This window comes from Sphingomonas spermidinifaciens (assembly GCF_002351485.1).
Taxonomy (GTDB): domain Bacteria; phylum Pseudomonadota; class Alphaproteobacteria; order Sphingomonadales; family Sphingomonadaceae; genus Sphingomonas; species Sphingomonas spermidinifaciens.
Genome location: NZ_NWMW01000003.1, coordinates 81,502 through 96,744, shown reverse-complemented (window position 1 = coordinate 96,744; position 15,243 = coordinate 81,502). Strand labels below are relative to the sequence as shown.

General features: G+C 67.6%; 15 protein-coding genes. 7 read left to right on the top strand and 8 right to left on the bottom strand.

Going from position 1 to position 15,243, the window contains the following annotated elements; genetic code table 11:
• Positions 1 to 31 precede the first annotated feature (31 nt).
• The 3 genes from COC42_RS15780 to COC42_RS15770 form a co-directional block, all read right to left on the bottom strand.
• Positions 32 to 472, bottom strand: a complete 441-nt coding sequence (locus tag COC42_RS15780; RefSeq protein WP_096344335.1) for a hypothetical protein — start codon at positions 470 to 472, stop codon at positions 32 to 34.
• Positions 469 to 1,710 (bottom strand): DNA/RNA non-specific endonuclease, encoded by a 1,242-nt coding sequence (locus COC42_RS15775; RefSeq protein ID WP_096344334.1) that lies wholly within the window; start codon positions 1,708 to 1,710, stop codon positions 469 to 471. Before COC42_RS15775 ends, COC42_RS15780 begins: the two co-directional genes overlap by 4 nt.
• Positions 1,711 to 1,815: 105 nt before the next feature.
• Positions 1,816 to 2,550, bottom strand: a complete 735-nt coding sequence (locus tag COC42_RS15770) for an SDR family NAD(P)-dependent oxidoreductase (RefSeq protein ID WP_096344333.1) — start codon at positions 2,548 to 2,550, stop codon at positions 1,816 to 1,818.
• Between the two features lie 85 nt (positions 2,551 to 2,635).
• On the opposite strand from COC42_RS15770, the gene COC42_RS15765 reads away from it, so the two are divergent.
• Positions 2,636 to 3,016 carry a winged helix-turn-helix transcriptional regulator gene (locus COC42_RS15765; protein ID WP_096344332.1) on the top strand — a complete coding sequence of 127 codons (381 nt, stop codon included), beginning with the start codon at positions 2,636 to 2,638 and terminating at the stop codon, positions 3,014 to 3,016.
• An 80-nt stretch (positions 3,017 to 3,096) separates the two neighbouring features.
• On the opposite strand, the gene COC42_RS15760 is transcribed toward COC42_RS15765, so the two are convergent.
• The 3 genes from COC42_RS15760 to rph form a co-directional block, all read right to left on the bottom strand.
• On the bottom strand, positions 3,097 to 3,333 hold the full coding sequence (locus tag COC42_RS15760) for a hypothetical protein (protein ID WP_096344331.1): 237 nt from the start codon (positions 3,331 to 3,333) through the stop codon (positions 3,097 to 3,099).
• A 118-nt stretch (positions 3,334 to 3,451) separates the two neighbouring features.
• Positions 3,452 to 4,081 (bottom strand): RdgB/HAM1 family non-canonical purine NTP pyrophosphatase, encoded by a 630-nt coding sequence (gene rdgB / locus COC42_RS15755; protein ID WP_096344330.1) that lies wholly within the window; start codon positions 4,079 to 4,081, stop codon positions 3,452 to 3,454.
• Positions 4,078 to 4,794: a ribonuclease PH gene (gene rph / locus COC42_RS15750; RefSeq protein WP_096344329.1), complete on the bottom strand. Its 717-nt coding sequence runs from the start codon at positions 4,792 to 4,794 to the stop codon at positions 4,078 to 4,080. The genes rdgB and rph overlap by 4 nt, the downstream gene beginning before the upstream one ends.
• A gap of 79 nt (positions 4,795 to 4,873) precedes the next feature.
• Here rph and COC42_RS15745 point away from each other — a divergent pair, with 79 nt between their 5' ends.
• The 6 genes from COC42_RS15745 to COC42_RS15720 all read left to right on the top strand — a co-directional run bounded on the left by COC42_RS15745 (position 4,874) and on the right by COC42_RS15720 (position 12,401).
• Positions 4,874 to 5,380 (top strand): DUF6438 domain-containing protein, encoded by a 507-nt coding sequence (locus COC42_RS15745; protein WP_096344328.1) that lies wholly within the window; start codon positions 4,874 to 4,876, stop codon positions 5,378 to 5,380.
• Between the two features lie 31 nt (positions 5,381 to 5,411).
• Positions 5,412 to 6,455, top strand: a complete 1,044-nt coding sequence (gene hrcA, locus COC42_RS15740) for a heat-inducible transcriptional repressor HrcA (protein WP_096344327.1) — start codon at positions 5,412 to 5,414, stop codon at positions 6,453 to 6,455.
• Between the two features lie 34 nt (positions 6,456 to 6,489).
• Positions 6,490 to 7,050: a nucleotide exchange factor GrpE gene (grpE, locus tag COC42_RS15735; protein WP_096344326.1), complete on the top strand. Its 561-nt coding sequence runs from the start codon at positions 6,490 to 6,492 to the stop codon at positions 7,048 to 7,050.
• Positions 7,051 to 7,144: 94 nt separating this feature from the next.
• Positions 7,145 to 9,892, top strand: a complete 2,748-nt coding sequence (locus COC42_RS15730; RefSeq protein WP_096344325.1) for a [protein-PII] uridylyltransferase — start codon at positions 7,145 to 7,147, stop codon at positions 9,890 to 9,892.
• A 21-nt stretch (positions 9,893 to 9,913) separates the two neighbouring features.
• Positions 9,914 to 10,195 carry a hypothetical protein gene (locus COC42_RS15725; protein ID WP_096344324.1) on the top strand — a complete coding sequence of 94 codons (282 nt, stop codon included), beginning with the start codon at positions 9,914 to 9,916 and terminating at the stop codon, positions 10,193 to 10,195.
• 85 nt (positions 10,196 to 10,280) lie between these two features.
• Positions 10,281 to 12,401: a TonB-dependent siderophore receptor gene (locus tag COC42_RS15720; RefSeq protein ID WP_096344323.1), complete on the top strand. Its 2,121-nt coding sequence runs from the start codon at positions 10,281 to 10,283 to the stop codon at positions 12,399 to 12,401.
• Positions 12,402 to 12,515: 114 nt separating this feature from the next.
• On the opposite strand, the gene infC is transcribed toward COC42_RS15720, so the two are convergent.
• Both infC and thrS read right to left on the bottom strand, forming a co-directional pair.
• Positions 12,516 to 13,046 carry a translation initiation factor IF-3 gene (gene infC, locus COC42_RS15715; RefSeq protein ID WP_096344322.1) on the bottom strand — a complete coding sequence of 177 codons (531 nt, stop codon included), beginning with the start codon at positions 13,044 to 13,046 and terminating at the stop codon, positions 12,516 to 12,518.
• Positions 13,047 to 13,198: 152 nt separating this feature from the next.
• Entirely contained in the window at positions 13,199 to 15,199 is a 2,001-nt protein-coding gene (thrS, locus tag COC42_RS15710; RefSeq protein WP_096344321.1) for a threonine--tRNA ligase, read from the bottom strand.
• Positions 15,200 to 15,243: the final 44 nt, after the last annotated feature.

Sequence of the window (15,243 nt, the reverse complement as noted above, 5' to 3'; positions counted from 1 at the left end):
TATGCGCGCGAGAGCGGCGCGATGGAAGAGTTCAGCCCTCGTCCGTCGCGCGCAGTCGCCGTGCGAACCCCTCCGGGTCGGCCATGTCGGGCACCCAGCGCTTGCCGTCGTGGTCAAACTCGACGTCAATCTTGCCCGTCGCGCGATCGATTCGGGTCAGGCATTTTCGCCACGGGGCCTTGCCCGATACCTGCGTTGCCGCCTGAAGCTCCTGAAACAGCGTCAGCGCGCGGAAGCCGTCAGGCGTCGCCGCTTCCCACTGGTTGCCGTCCCAATAGACATAGCCGAACAGCCGCTTGCGGTCCGCAATTTCAGCGACGACGACGATCCGCTCCCACGGACGGCTCGCGAACTTCGATCCGCGCACGATCTCGCTGCCGATTTCCTGGATCAGCGCGTCGGCGCGCTGCTGGTCGAAGGTCGCTTGCTCCATCGCATCACCCGTCATGGCCGGTGCCTCGATCGCGATCACTGGCGGAGGATCCTCGCCATGTCCGCGGTCGGCACGCGGTCGAACACCTGTCCGGCGGCATTGTCGAACAGCTCCTGATTGTCAAAGACGCGCTTGCCCGCATCGTTGAACACTTCATAGCTCACGCCGACCTGAGCCGGACGCCCGCTGGTGCCGCCGATCAGCTCGATGTCGACCTTTACCGTGCCGCCCTTGTCGATCCAGGTCGCCCACTCATTCTCCAGGGTCTTGTAGGCGCTGCGGTTGAAGTTGAAGTTCTGCGGGAACATGTTGCGCGCGCCCTGGTCGCCCAGGAAGCGGTGGCCGATCACATGGCCGGCATCGTCGTCGGCGAGGCCGCGGCCGCGCACCGTATCTTGCGCGGCAAGTTCGTCGCGGCCGCGGGCGAGGCCGCTCGGCTGAAGCTCCGAAAGGGTGGCGGTGACACGGGTCGGCTGGCCAGCGGCGTTGACCGTCCACTCGGCGGTGTTGGCACCGACGCGCGCGGTGAGGTTCGTGGCGGTCGCGGCATCGGCGGCGACCGTGGGCGAGAAGAACTCGTCGAGCTGGCGTTTCGTCGCCTCGAGCGATTCGCGGGCGCTGGCGGGCAGAGCATTGAGCGCGCCTTCCGGAATGGCGCCGATCGCGTCCTTCACCTTCTGGAGCGCGGGGGCGAGCGTTTCGCGGAGCGCCGGGTCGTGCGCGACCGCGCTCACCGCGTCGCTGACGGTCTCCGCCCATTTGCCGATCTTGCCGAGCTTGGCGGTGTCGCCGAGCACCGGGAGCATCGACGCGCCGGAGATAAGGCCGTTGACGGCATGGCCGCCCGCCGCGCCCCAGTCGCCCGAGAAAAGGGAGCCGATCGCCCGGCCGGCCGAGACGATGCCGTTCGCCCCGTCGCTGATCGGCGTCGGATCAAACAGCCCGGCGACGTCGAGCGCCATCTGGCCGAGGTCGAGGCCGAGCTGCACCGGGTCGGGGCCGGCGCCGGGTGCGGGGGCATTGTCGTTGGCGGGCGCGTCCATCGCGCGGGCGAGCTCGCCGCGTTCGACGGGGGTCAACTGCGCCTCGACCTCGGCCTGAAGCGTCTGCGCGGCGGCGGGATCACCAGCGCCGAGTTCGGTCAGGCTTGCGGCGAGCGCGTTGGCGTCGAAGCTGCCGCTTGCGCGGGCCGTGGCCGCTAGTGCCGCGGCCTGATCGGGCGCGAGCGAGGTGCTATTGCTGCCCGAGCCCGAGATCGATGCGGTTTCGGCGACCATGCCATGCCTTTCCAAGCGACGTTCGACGTCACGGGTTAGAGCATGGCTGGCCGCCGACCGCGCTCGTCAGAGCGACTATTTGGCCTAGTCGATTCGACTAGGGCCTCAGTTCTGCGCGAGGCCCCCGTCGACGAACACCTCGCCCCCCGTCATGAAGCTGCTGTCCGACGAGGCGAGAAAGGCGGCGACGGCGCCGATTTCCGCAGGCTCGCCGACGCGGCCGAGCGGGGTGCCCAATCCCAGTGCTTCTAGCGCCTCGAAACCCACGACCTCGCCCGCCAGCTCGGTGCGCGTCGGTCCGGGCGAGAGGACGTTGACGCGGATGCCCGTCCCCTTGAGGTCGAGCGCCCAGCTGCGCGCAAGGTTGCGCACCGCCGCCTTGCTCGCGCTGTAGAGACTGAAGTTGCTGCCCCCCATCTCGCCTGTGGTCGAGCCGGTGAGGATGATCGAGCCGCCGGCGCGCATGAGGGGAAGGCCCTTCTGCACCGTGAAGATCAATCCTTCGACATTGCTGCCGAAGGTGGCGTCATAGTCGTCGTGGGTCAGCGCGCCGAGCGGCGCGAGGTTGCCCGTGCCGGCGTTGGCGAAAAGGATGTCGAGCGTGCCCCGCTCGTCGCGGACCGCCGCATAGAGCCGGTCGAGGTCTTCATCCGATCGTACCGATCCGGCAACCGCGCGCGCATTGGGACCGAGCTCGGCCACGGCGCGTTCGAGCGCGTCGGCCCGCCGCCCGAACAGATAGACGAACGCGCCTTCTTCGACGAACCGCCGCGCCGCGCCCAAGCCGATGCCCGTGCCGCCGCCCGTGATGATCGCCGTCTTGCCTTCCAACCGTGTCATTCATTGCCTCCTTGGATCAGGAGGCACGGAGCTGGCAGCGCACATACCTATCGACAAGTATGCACCTTTTGGTAAGTATCAAAGAATGAGCCACCCTCGACCCGATCCCGTCACCGGCTTCAGCTGCGGCCTCGATGCGACGCTTCGCCTGATCTCGGGCAAGTGGAAGCCGTTGATCATCTATTTTCTGCGGGACGAGCCCAATCGCTACGGCGAGCTGAAGCGTGCGGTGCGCGGCGTCAGTGACAAGGTGCTGATCCAGCAGCTGAAGGAACTGGAGGCCGACGGCATTGTCGTGCGCCGCGACTATCGCGAGGTGCCGCCGCGCGTCGATTATGCGCTGACGCCGCTTGGGCGCAGCCTGGCCGGGGCACTGACGCCGCTGTGCGAATGGGGCAGCGCCAATCTGGACGCGGTCGCGGCGTTGTTCGCCGAGCGGGCGAAGTGGCGCGAACGCGCCGGCTGACGGCAGACACAAAAAAGGGAAGCCATCGGCTTCCCTTTTCCGCTACCCCTTTGGACGAGGCGACGATGATCGGCGCGCGATCAATCGCTGTCAGGCACGTCCGAGTCGTTGGTCAGGCCGACAGCCAGAATGGCAATCACGCCGGCGCCGATCGCCAGGCCGAACAGGCCCGCGCCACCGATGGCACGGTTGGCGTTCTTCGTGGCGGTAGACGCACGAACATTCTTCGCGACCGACAGGCTGGCGGCCGGGTTGGCGGCCAGCGGCGCGGCGGCCATGGTGGTGGCGGCAAGCGCCAGGGCAATCTTTCCGAACATATCTCACTCCCTAAACATCAGCAGCCCGCAAGATGGCATCGCGTGCTGCCATCGATAACCCGTCGCGTTGAAATGCGTTGCACATGCCGGCCGCGATCAGGCGACTACGATCCTAGCTTTAAAATACCGTTGACACCAGTTGCCGGAATGCATCAGCCCGATGACTGGTCGCATGCTTTTGTTCCGGGTCCATTTCACCGTACGTTTCCGTACCGCCGTCGGGCAGGAACATCGGGTCGTAGCCGAATCCGCGGTCGCCGCGCGGCGGCCAGACAAGCGTGCCGTCGACGCGCCCCTCGAACCATTCGACATGCCCGTCAGGCCAGGCGAGCGCGAGCGCGCAGACGAAGTGCGCGGCGCGGGTGGGGGCGGGATCGATCGCGGCGAGCCGGTTCTCGACCGCCTGCATCGCGAGCGTGAAGTCCTTGGTCGGGCCGGCCCATCGCGCGGAGAAGATCCCCGGCTCGCCGCCCAGCGCCTCGACACACAATCCTGAATCGTCGGCAAGGGCAGGGAGCCCGCTGAGGTCGGTCGCCTGCATCGCCTTGAGCTCGGCATTGGCGACGAAGGTGGTTCCGGTCTCCTCGGGCTCGGGCAGGTCGAGTTCGCCCGCCGAGACAGGTTCGATGCCATAGGGGGCGAGCAGCGCGCGAATCTCGCGCACCTTGCCCTGGTTGTGGCTGGCGATGACGAGCTTGCCGGGAGCGAGTTTGCGGATCGCCTGGGGCTCTTTGCCCTCGCCGCTCATCGGCCGATTGCCTTGCGCTGCGCCTCGAAGATCGAGTTGCAGCCGATGCGCGCGAGGCGGAGGAGGCGGAGGAGGGACTCCTCGTCATAGCACGCGCCCTCGGCGGTGGCCTGCGCCTCGGCGATCTTGCCGTCGCCCAGCAGCACGAAATTGGCGTCGGCGTCGGCGGCCGAATCCTCGGGATAGTCGAGGTCGAGGACAGGCGTGCCGTTGTGGATGCCGCAGCTGACCGCCGCGACCTGATGCAGGATCGGGTCGGTCGTGAGCTTGCCCTCGGCCATCAGCTTGTCGACCGCGAGGCGCAGCGCCACCCACGCGCCCGAGATCGAGGCGGTGCGGGTGCCGCCATCGGCCTGGATCACGTCGCAGTCGAGCGTGATCTGCCGCTCGCCGAGCAGCTTGAGGTCGGTGACCGCGCGCAGCGAGCGGCCGATCAGTCGCTGGATTTCCTGCGTGCGGCCCGACTGCTTGCCCTTCGCCGCCTCGCGGCTGCCGCGGGTGTGGGTGGCGCGCGGGAGCATGCCATATTCGGCAGTCACCCAGCCTTCGCCCTTGCCGCGCAGGAAGGGGGGCACGCGTTCCTCGACGCTGGCGGTCACCAGCACGCGCGTGTCGCCGAAGCCGATCAGCACCGATCCCTCGGCATGGCGGGTGAAATTAGGCTCGATCGTGATGGGGCGCATTTCGTCGGGGGCGCGGCCGGATGGGCGCATCTATTCAGCTCCTATTGGGTTGAGGCGCGCGATAGACCGGGTGTGGCGCTGGCGCCAGCCTGACATAAGGGGATTGCCCGTGAAGCTTCGTTCGATTGCCGCCGTGTTGCCCCTGCTCGCCGCCGGCTGTGCGATGCAGCCGGGCGCCGCGCCCGACACGCCGGTGCCGATCGAGCGCGAGGCGGTGACCTATTCCACCGCCCCCTGTTTTGGCTTCTGCCCCGTCTATTCGGTGACGATGACGCCCGAGGGGGAGGGCGTGTTCACCGGGCAACGGCACGTCGCCGCGACGGGCGAGCGCCGCTTCAGCGTCGATCGCGCGACCGCCGCGCGCTTCATCGAGCATCTGGGCGCGGTGAAGCCCGTAGCCGGCGATCGCCGGATCGAGATGGGCAGCCCCGATTGCGGCGTCGCGCCGACCGACATGCCCTCGATCGACGTGAGGTGGGACGCGAACACCGGCGCCGCGCCGCAGTCGCTGCACCTTTATCTGGGCTGTCGGTCGGACGAGGCGAACCGGGTGCGCGCGGTGCTGGAGGCGGCACCGGCGCTGCTTCCGATCGATGCCTTCGTCGGAAAGCGTTGAGCGGGGGCGCCCGCGCGCCTAGATCAGGGGCATGACCCCGCCGATCCACGAAATGACCGACCGCGCGCGTGAGGTGTTCCGGATCGTCGTCGAAAGCTATCTCGACACCGGACAGCCGGTGGGTTCGCGCACGCTGTCGAAGATCTCGGGCCTCAACCTGTCGCCCGCCAGCATCCGTAACGTGATGCAGGACCTGGAGGAGTTCGGCCTGCTTGCCGCGCCGCACACCAGTGCAGGACGGATGCCGACCGAAAGCGGCCTGCGCCTGTTCGTCGACGGGATGATGCAGAGCCACGAACCTTCTCCCGAGGAACGCGCCGCGATCGAGGGCGGTGCGCGCGGCGGCGACGGCCCGGTCGAGACGGCGATCGCCAACACGACCGCAGTGCTTTCGGGTCTGTCGGCTTGTGCAGGCCTCGTCCTCGTTCCCAAGCGCGAGCCGCGGCTGCGGCAGGTGGGCTTCGTGCCCCTGAGCCACGACAAGGCGCTGGCGGTGCTCGTGGGCGAGGACGGGTCGGTCGAAAACCGGGTGATCGATCTGCCGCCCGGCCTTCCTGCCTTCGCGCTCGAACAGGCGGCCAACTATCTGTCGGCGACGCTCGCCGGCCGGACGCTGAGCGAGGCGCGCGCCGCGCTTGCCCAGCAGATCGCGCGCGAGCGGGCGGCACTCGACGTTGCGGCGCGCGATCTGGTTGAGCGGGGCCTCGCCGTCTGGAGCGAGGATGGCGACAGCCGCCCGGTGCTGATCGTGCGGGGCCAGGCGCGGCTGCTCGACACCAGTGCCGCCGAGGACCTCGACCGCGTGCGCCAGCTCCTCGACGAGCTCGAGGACAAGGAAGAGATTGCCCGCCTGCTCGATTCGGCACGCGAGGGGGATGCCGCGCGCATCTTCATCGGGTCGGAGAACAAGCTGTTCGCGCTGTCGGGCTCATCGGTGATCGCCAAGCCCGTGCGCGCGCTCGACGGGCGGGTGGTCGGCGTGGTCGGCGTCATCGGCCCGACGCGGTTGAACTATGCGAGGGTCGTGCCCATGGTGGACCTGACGGCCGCGACGCTCTCGCGGCTCTTGAGCTGATTGCTTGAACGAACGGACTGTACGACAGGGGCTTATGGAAAACGAAGACACGACGGCGGCCGGGACGGCCGATGCCGAAGCACTGCGCGAGGCGACCGCCGAGGCCGCGCCCGAGGTGGCCGAGGCCGACGCTCACGCCGCCCTGGCCGAGGAACTGGCCGAGGCCAAGCGCCAGGTGCTATATGCGCAAGCCGAGGTGCAGAATGTCCGGCGGCGCGCCGAGAAGGAGGCCGCCGACGCGCGCACCTATGCCGCGACGGCGTTCGCGCGCGACATCCTGTCGGTCGCCGACAATCTGTCGCGCGGCCTGTCGGCCATTCCCGACGAGGTCCGGGCCGAGGAGCGCTTCAAGGGGCTGGTGACGGGCCTAGAGGCGACGGGGCGCGAGCTCGAGAGCATCTTCGCGCGCCACGGCATCAGCCGCATCGCCTCGGTCGGCGAGGCGCTCGACCCAAATCGCCATCAGGCGATGTTCGAGGTGCCGAGCGCCGACGTCGCGCCGGGCACGATCGTGCAGGAAGTGCAGGCCGGCTACATGATCCGCGACCGCCTTCTGCGCCCGGCGCTGGTGGGCGTGGCGAAGGCGGCGGAGTAGATCGATCCAAGCACCTCCCCGAGCCGGGGAGGTGCTTGAGACGGTCAGTCGAAACGGCACGACAATCAGGCCTTCGCGCCTTATCTAGGCGGCCATGCCCAACCGCTTCGCCCATCTGCCCAGCCGCCGCGCGATTATCGACCGGCGCGTCGTTGCCGACCGGCTTGCGGTGGTCGAGGGGGGTAAGGGCACGGGCCTTCGCCAGGCGGGCACCGCGATCCTCAAGCAGGCGCTTGACGACGGGCGGGCCGAGATCGAGCGGCGCTTCGCCGAGCATCCGACGCGCGGGCTCGAGACGGCGAACGCGCATGCCTTCCTGACCGACCAGCTTCTGCGCCTGCTGTGGGACTTTACCGTCCAGCGCATCTATCCGAACACCAATCCGACCGCCGCCGAGCGGATGACCCTGATCGCGGTCGGTGGATATGGCCGCGGCGAGATGGCGCCGCATTCGGACATCGATCTGGGATTCCTGACCCCCTGGAAGCGGACCGCATGGTGCGAGCAGGTCATCGAATCGATGCTCTATGCCCTGTGGGACATGGGGCTGAAGGTCGGCCATTCATCCCGCTCGCTCGACGAGATGGTGCGGATGGCGAAGAGCGACGTGACGATCCGCACCGCGCTCCTTGAAGGACGCTATGTCTGGGGCGACACCGATCTGTATGACGAGGCGTCGCGGCGGTTCCGGTCGGAGGTCCAGTCGGACACCCGCGGCTTCATCGCGCAGAAGCTGGCCGAGCGCGACCAGCGCCACATCAAGATGGGCGACAGCCGCTACGTCGTCGAACCCAATGTGAAGGAGGGGAAGGGGGGGCTGCGCGACCTCCATACGCTGTTCTGGATCGGCAAGGACGCGTACGGCGTGCAACGCGCTGCCGAACTGGTCGAGAAGGGCGTCCTCACGCGCCAGGAGTATCGCCGCTTCCACCGCGCGGAGAACTTCCTCTGGGCGGTCCGATGCCACCTTCACCTGCTTGCCGGGCGCGCGGAGGATCGGCTGACCTTCGACATGCAGCGCGAGATCGCGGCGCGGATGAACTATGCCGACCGGCCGGGCAAGCTCGCGGTCGAGCGGTTCATGCAGTTCTACTTCCTGCAGGCCAAGACGGTCGGCGACCTGACCGGCGTGTTCCTCGCGCACCTCGACGAGACCTTCGCGTCGCGCGGGCGGCGGTTCGGCCTGCCGTTCATCCGGCGGTCCCCGCGCAAGCTCCACGGCTTCGTGCTCGATCGTGGACGGCTGGCGCTGCCCGGCGAGCAATTCTTCCGCGAGGATCCCGTCCGGCTGATCGAGATCTTCGCACTCGCCGACCAGCACGGGCTGGAGGTCCACCCCCAGGCGATGCGGCTGGCCGCACGTGATGCCAAGCTGATCGACGAGCACCGCGACGATCCCCGCGCCAATGCGCTGTTCATCGGCGTGCTGACCAGTCCCCGCGATCCCGAGACGGTGCTGCGCTGGATGAACGAGGCGGGGGTGTTCGGCCGCTTCGTGCCCGATTTCGGCCGCGTCGTCGCGCAGATGCAGTTCGACATGTATCACCACTACACGGTCGACGAGCACACGATCCGAGCCGTCGGGCTGCTCGCGCGGATCGAGCAGGGCAAGCTCAAGGACGAGCATCCGATCGCGACCGCCCTGTTTCCCCAGATCGTGTCGCGCCGCGCGCTCTATGTCGCGGTGCTGCTGCACGACATCGCCAAGGGGCGTGGCGGCGACCATTCGGTGCTGGGCGCGCACGTGGCCGAGCGCCTCTGCCCCCGCTTCGGATTGAGCGCGGCCGAGACGGAGGTCGTCGCCTGGCTGGTGCGCTGGCACCTTCTCATGTCGGCGACGGCGTTCAAGCGTGACCTTTCGGACTTCAAGACGATCCTCGATTTCGCCGGCGCGGTCGCCAGTCCGCAGCGGCTGATGATGCTGATGGTGCTGACCGTCGTCGATATTCGCGCGGTAGGGCCGGGGACGTGGAACGGCTGGAAGCGCCAGTTGATCGGCGACCTGTACGAGGCCGCCGAGGAAGTGCTGCGCCTGGGTCACAAGCAGCGCGGGCGCGGCGAGCGGGTCGTGGCGAAGCAGGAGGCGCTGGCGCGAGCACTCGGCTGGGACGCGCCGGCTTTCCAGCGGCTCGTGAGGAAGCTGCCCGAGAGCTATTGGGTGGCCGAGCCCCTCGACGTGCTCGAACGCAATGCCCGGCTGATCGAGCGCGCGGGGCACGACAAGCTGTCGGTGGATACCCAGCCGGACCGCGAGCGCGGTGCGACGCTGGTGACGATCTACGCCGCCGACCATCCCGGCATCTTCTATCGCATCGCCGGCGCGATCCATGCGGCGGGCGGCAACATCATCGACGCGCGCATCCATACGACGCGCGAGGGGATGGCGCTCGACAATTTCCTCGTCCAGGATCCGCTTGGCCGCAACTTTGACGATCCAGGCCAGCTCGAGCGGCTGAAGGCGGCGATCGGCGACGCGCTGCTCAACCGGGCGCGCATCACCGAGCGGCTGCGCGCCAAGCCGCTGCCGCGTCCGCGCGCCGATGCCTTCTCGATCGAGCCGGCGGTACTGATCGACAACTACGCCTCGAACCGCTTCACCGTGATCGAGGTCAATGCCCGCGATCGACCGGCGCTTCTCTTCCACCTCGCCAACGCGCTGTTCCAGTCGAAGGTGACGATCCATTCGGCGCATGTCGCGACCTATGGCGAGCGCGCGGTCGACACCTTCTATGTCACCGACCTGATCGGCGACAAGATCGACTCGGCCAGCCGGATGCGCGCGATCGAGCGGCGGCTGCTCGAGGCAGCGGCGGGCGAGGGCGCGATGGCCGAGGCGGCATGAATTTGGCGGGAGCTTGCTGACATGATCCGACCGACTCTGATGATGACGGCTGCCGCGCCGCTGCTAGTGGCCGCGACGGCGCCGGCGGGACAGGGGCTCGATACGCCGACGTTGCTGCTGGTGGCGACCGCGATCGTCGCCGTCGTAGTACTGCGCGGCGTGCTGCTCCGTCGCCATTTACGCAAGCGGCGGCCAATGAGGCGGGCGGACAGCGGATCGGCCTCTACGACGAACAGCGACACGGCAGCGAGCGACACGGGTTCGGCCGATTGCGGCGATGGCGGCGGGCGCGGCTGCGACTGATCCGCAATCTCCTGTGCGCTATTGAGAGTGACTTGCATCTTCTGTCGCCGACGTTAAAGCGCGCGGCAGAAGGAGACTTGTTACGATGCCCGCACCGTTGTTGCTCGCCGCGCTCACCCTCGCCGCGCCGATCGAGGAGGAGCCGCAGAGCGCGCAGGACATCGTCGTCACCGGCGTTCGTGACGTCACGGTGGACGATGACGAATATGGCGTCCGCGCCACCCGCTCGGCGAGCCGGCTGAATCTGAGCCAGAAGGATACGCCGCAGTCGATCAGCGTCGTCACCCGCGCGCAGATCGATGATTTCCAGCTGCGCGACGTCAACACGCTCTTGAGCACCACCACCGGCATCAACGTCCAGCAGGCGGAAACCGACCGCACCTATTACTCGGCGCGCGGGTTCGACATCACCAATTTCCAGCTCGACGGTGTCGGCCTGCCCTTCGCCTATGGGCTCCAGAACGGTGCGCTCGACACCGCCGCCTATGAGCGGGTCGAGGTCCTGCGCGGCGCCAACGGCCTCCTGTCGATGACGGGCAACCCTTCGGCGACGATCAACTTCGTTCGCAAGCGGCCCGGACGCGCGCTGACCGGCAGCGTGCTGCTGACCGGCGGCACCTACGACACCAAGCGGGTGGAGGGGGATGTGACCGTGCCGCTCGACGCCGCGGGCGACGTGCGGACGCGGATCGTCGGCGCGTATCAGGACGTCGGCAGCTATCTCGATCGCTACACCGGCAAGCGATCGGTGCTGTACGGTGTCGTCGAGGCCGACCTGACCCCGACGACGACGCTGTCGGTCGGCTATCAGCGGCAGGACAATCGCACCGATGGCGGCCTGTGGGGCGCGCTGCCGCTCTTCACGACCGAGGGGGCGGCGACGGACCTGCCACGCTCGACCAGCACCTCGGCCGAATGGACGCGCTGGAACACGCTCGACCAGCAGATCTTCGGCGACCTGACGCAGGAACTGAGCGGCGACTGGAGCGCCAAGCTGTCGGTGCTGCGCCGGGCGGTCGACGAGGATTCGAGGCTCTTCTACGTCTATGGCAATCCCGGCGAGGCGGCGAATGCCGGGCTGTTCGCCTTTCCCGGTGCCTTCCGCGGGCCGACGCGCGAGCTGACGCTCGACGCCTATGTCACCGGGCCGGTCAAGATTGGTGGGCGCACCCATGAGGTCGTGGTCGGCGTCAATCGCGGCACCAGCCGCCTGCGCCAGTCGTCGAGCTATCCGCCTGCAGGCGCGCCGCTTCCGGGCAACAGCGCCTTCGACGGCAGCATCGCCGAGCCCGACTTTCCACCCTTCGTCCTTCAGGCCGATTTCGAGACCAAGCGAAACTCGGTCTATGGTCTTGTTCGCCTGAACCCCGTCGATCCGCTCAAGATCATGGTGGGCGGCAACTATACCTGGATCGAGAGCGAGGGTTATTCGTATGGCGTCGATCGTGTCTATGACGAGCGCCGGTTCCTGCCCTTTGCGGGCGCGACGTTCGAGCTGACGCCGACGATCAGCCTCTATGCGAGCTATGCGAAGATCTTCAACCCGCAGTTCGAATTGAGCGAACAGCTGACGATCCTGCCGCCCGCCGAGGGCGACAATGTCGAGGCGGGGGTCAAGGGCAGCTGGTTCGACAACCGCTTCTACGCGTCGGCCGCGGTGTTCCGGGCGCAGCAGAACGGCATCGCCGAGGCGGGGCGGTTCGACACCACGATCGCCCAGCAGCTCTACACGACGATCGACGCGCGGTCGGAGGGGATCGAGCTCGATCTGGGCGGCCAGCCGCTCGCCGGCCTCAACCTGAGCGGCGGCTATACCGCGCTGCGCGTGCGCGACCCGGCGGATGGCGAGGCGGTGCGGACCTATGTCCCGCGTCACACCGCACGTCTCAACGCGACCTACACGCCGCCGTCGCTGCCCGCGGTCACCGTTGGCGCTGCCGTCCAGTATCAGAGCGAGATCGAGCGGTTGCAGCGCGACGCGGTGCCTGCGACCGATACGGCACCGGCGCGCGATGCGATCTTCACGCGGCAAGGCGGCTATGCGCTGGTCGACCTCATGGCACGCTGGTCGATCACGCCGGCACTGTCGCTGACCGCCAACGTGCGTAACCTGACCAACGTCAAGTACATTACCAGTCTCTATTGGGAGCAGGGCTTCTATGGCGCCCCGCGGACCGCGAGTGCGACGCTCGGGCTGAAGTTCTGACGATCCGAAAGATTGTCACCCCGGCTCGGGAGCCGGGGTGACGAGCCTCTGCTGAGCAACAAAAAAGGGCGGCCCCGATCGGACCGCCCTTTTTTGTTGCTCATCTGGCTTCGCTTACTTTGGCGACAGCACCATCAGCATCTGCCGGCCTTCCATCCGCGGATAGCTCTCGACCTTCGCATCCTCGGCGCAGTCGCCGGCGACGCGCTGGAGCAGCTGCATGCCGAGTTGGCCGTGGCTGAGCTCGCGGCCGCGAAAGCGGAGCGTCACCTTGACCTTGTCGCCCTCGCCGATGAACTTGTGGATCGCGCGCATCTTCACGTCGTAATCGTGATCGTCGATGTTCGGACGCATCTTGATCTCTTTGATCTCCTGCGTCTTCTGCGACTTGCGGGCGAGGTTCGCCTTCTTCTGGGCCTCGTACTTGTACTTCCCCACGTCGAGGAACTTGGCGACGGGCGGATCGGCGTTGGGCGACACTTCGACCAGGTCGAGGCCGACTTCCTTCGCCTGCTCCATCGCTTCGCGCGTGTACATCACGCCCAGATTCTCGCCGTCCTGGTCGATGACGCGGACGCGTGGGCTCTGGATGAATTCGTTGAAGCGGGGGCCGTTCATGGGCGGGGGCGCCATCGGGCGCCGCATCGGGGGACGTATAGCTGTTTCTCCTGAGGCTATTTCGATCGCCTTAGATAGTCGCTCGAACGCAAATTTGGAAGCGCCCTTGGCCCGCCGTCACGATCAATCGAGCGCGGCGGGCCACGGGTGATGCGGGGGCGCAACAGGCGCCCGCCCGATCAACGCAGATCGGGCGGCGTCGCTTCCGCGGTCAGCGTCGCGATCGCCTCTTCGATCGGCATCACCCGCTGCCCCTCGCGGCCGAGCGTGCGGACGGCGACCGTGCCTTCCTCGGCCTCGCGTTTGCCGACGACGAGCAGGTGCGGGACCTTGGCGAGGCTGTGCTCGCGCACCTTGTAGTTGATCTTCTCGTTGCGGAGGTCGGCGTCGGCGCGGATGCCCGCGGCCTTGAGCTTGCCCTCGACCTCGCGGGCATAGTCGTCGGCATCGGACACGATCGTCGCGACCACCGCCTGGGTCGGCGCCAGCCAGACGGGCAGGCGGCCGGCGAAATGCTCGATCAGGATGCCGATAAACCGCTCATAGCTGCCGAAGATCGCGCGGTGGAGCATGATCGGGCGGTGGCGCTCGCCATCCTCGCCGACATAGCTCGCATCGAGCCGCTCGGGCAGCACGCGGTCGGACTGGATCGTGCCGACCTGCCATGTCCGCCCGATCGCGTCAGTCAGGTGCCATTCGAGCTTGGGCGCGTAGAAGGCACCTTCGCCGGGAAGCTCTTCCCAGCCATATTCCTCGGTCGCCAGTCCCGCCTCGATCACCGCGTTGCGCAGCTCGGCCTCCGCCTGGTCCCACATCTCCTCGGTGCCGAAGCGATTTTCGGGGCGGAGCGCGAGCTTGATCGAATAGGTGAAGCCGAAGTCGCGGTAGATGCGGTCGGCGAGTTCGCAGAACCTGCGCACCTCATCGACGATCTGGTCCTCGCGGCAGAAGATATGCGCGTCGTCCTGCGTGAACTGGCGCACGCGCATCAGGCCGTGGAGCGCGCCGTGCGGCTCGTTGCGGTGGCAGCAGCCATTTTCGTAGAGGCGCATCGGCAGATCGCGGTACGACTTGATCCCCTGGCGGAAGATCAGGACGTGCGCCGGGCAGTTCATCGGCTTGAGCGCCATCCACTCGGCATCGTTCGACACGATCGGCCCGTCATCGTCGGTGTTCGGCACCTCGTCGGGGATGACGAACATGTTCTCGCGATACTTTCCCCAATGCCCGGACGCCTCCCACTGGCGCGCGTCCATCACCTGCGGCGTCTTGACCTCCTGATAGCCGGCGGCGTCGATTGCGCGGCGCATATAGGCCTCCAGCTCGCGCCAGATGACGAAGCCGTTGGGGTGCCAGAAGACCGACCCGTGCGCCTCGGCCTGAAGGTGGAACAGGTCCATTTCCTGGCCGAGCTTGCGATGGTCGCGCTTGGCCGCTTCCTCAAGCCGGTGGAGATGCGCGTCGAGCTGCTTCTTGTTCAGCCAGCCGGTGCCGTAGATGCGGCTGAGCATCGCGTTCTTCTGGTCGCCGCGCCAATAGGCACCCGACACGCGCGTCAGCTTGAAGGCGTCGGCCGCGACCTTGCCGGTCGAGGCCAGGTGCGGCCCGCGGCACATGTCGAGCCAGGCGTCCTCGCCCCTGCCCGCGCGATAGACGGTCAGCTCTTCGCCATCGGGCAGCTCGGCGGCCCATTCGGCCTTGAACGTTTCCCCTTGCGCGTTCCAGCGCGCAATCAGGTCCTCGCGGCGCCACACCTCCCGGATCAGCGGTTCGTCGGCGGCGATGATGCGGCGCATCTCGGCCTCGATCGCGGGCAGGTCGTCCTCTGTGAAGGGGCGGTCCTTGGGCGCGAAGTCGTAGTAGAAGCCGTCGTCGGTCGCCGGGCCGAAGGTGATCTGCGTGCCCGGGAACAGCTTCTGCACCGCCTCGGCCAGGATGTGTGCATAATCGTGACGCACGAGCTCGAGCGCGTCGGCCTCGTCCTTTGCGGTGATGAGCGCGAGCTGCGCATCACCCTCGAAGGGCCGCATGATGTCGCGCACTTCGCCATCGACGCGCGCCGCCATCGCCGCCTTGGCAAGACCCGGCCCGATCGCGGCGGCGATGTCCGCGGGGGTAGTCCCCGGCGCTACCTCACGAACCGAGCCGTCAGGGAGCGTGATCTTGAACATCGCAGACATTCGCGGGCTTTCGTCGCTGGGTTGGGGTGCGGGGCATATGGCGC

Coding starts and splice junctions, on each gene's coding strand:
- COC42_RS15775 (WP_096344334.1), bottom strand. CDS start 1,710: ATGGTCGCCGAAACCGCATCGATCTCGGGCTCGGGCAGCAATAGCACC.
- COC42_RS15770 (WP_096344333.1), bottom strand. CDS start 2,550: ATGACACGGTTGGAAGGCAAGACGGCGATCATCACGGGCGGCGGCACG.
- COC42_RS15765 (WP_096344332.1), top strand. CDS start 2,636: ATGAGCCACCCTCGACCCGATCCCGTCACCGGCTTCAGCTGCGGCCTC.
- COC42_RS15760 (WP_096344331.1), bottom strand. CDS start 3,333: ATGTTCGGAAAGATTGCCCTGGCGCTTGCCGCCACCACCATGGCCGCC.
- rdgB (WP_096344330.1), bottom strand. CDS start 4,081: ATGAGCGGCGAGGGCAAAGAGCCCCAGGCGATCCGCAAACTCGCTCCC.
- rph (WP_096344329.1), bottom strand. CDS start 4,794: ATGCGCCCATCCGGCCGCGCCCCCGACGAAATGCGCCCCATCACGATC.
- hrcA (WP_096344327.1), top strand. CDS start 5,412: ATGACCCCGCCGATCCACGAAATGACCGACCGCGCGCGTGAGGTGTTC.
- grpE (WP_096344326.1), top strand. CDS start 6,490: ATGGAAAACGAAGACACGACGGCGGCCGGGACGGCCGATGCCGAAGCA.
- COC42_RS15730 (WP_096344325.1), top strand. CDS start 7,145: ATGCCCAACCGCTTCGCCCATCTGCCCAGCCGCCGCGCGATTATCGAC.
- COC42_RS15725 (WP_096344324.1), top strand. CDS start 9,914: ATGATCCGACCGACTCTGATGATGACGGCTGCCGCGCCGCTGCTAGTG.
- COC42_RS15720 (WP_096344323.1), top strand. CDS start 10,281: ATGCCCGCACCGTTGTTGCTCGCCGCGCTCACCCTCGCCGCGCCGATC.
- infC (WP_096344322.1), bottom strand. CDS start 13,046: ATGCGGCGCCCGATGGCGCCCCCGCCCATGAACGGCCCCCGCTTCAAC.
- thrS (WP_096344321.1), bottom strand. CDS start 15,199: ATGTCTGCGATGTTCAAGATCACGCTCCCTGACGGCTCGGTTCGTGAG.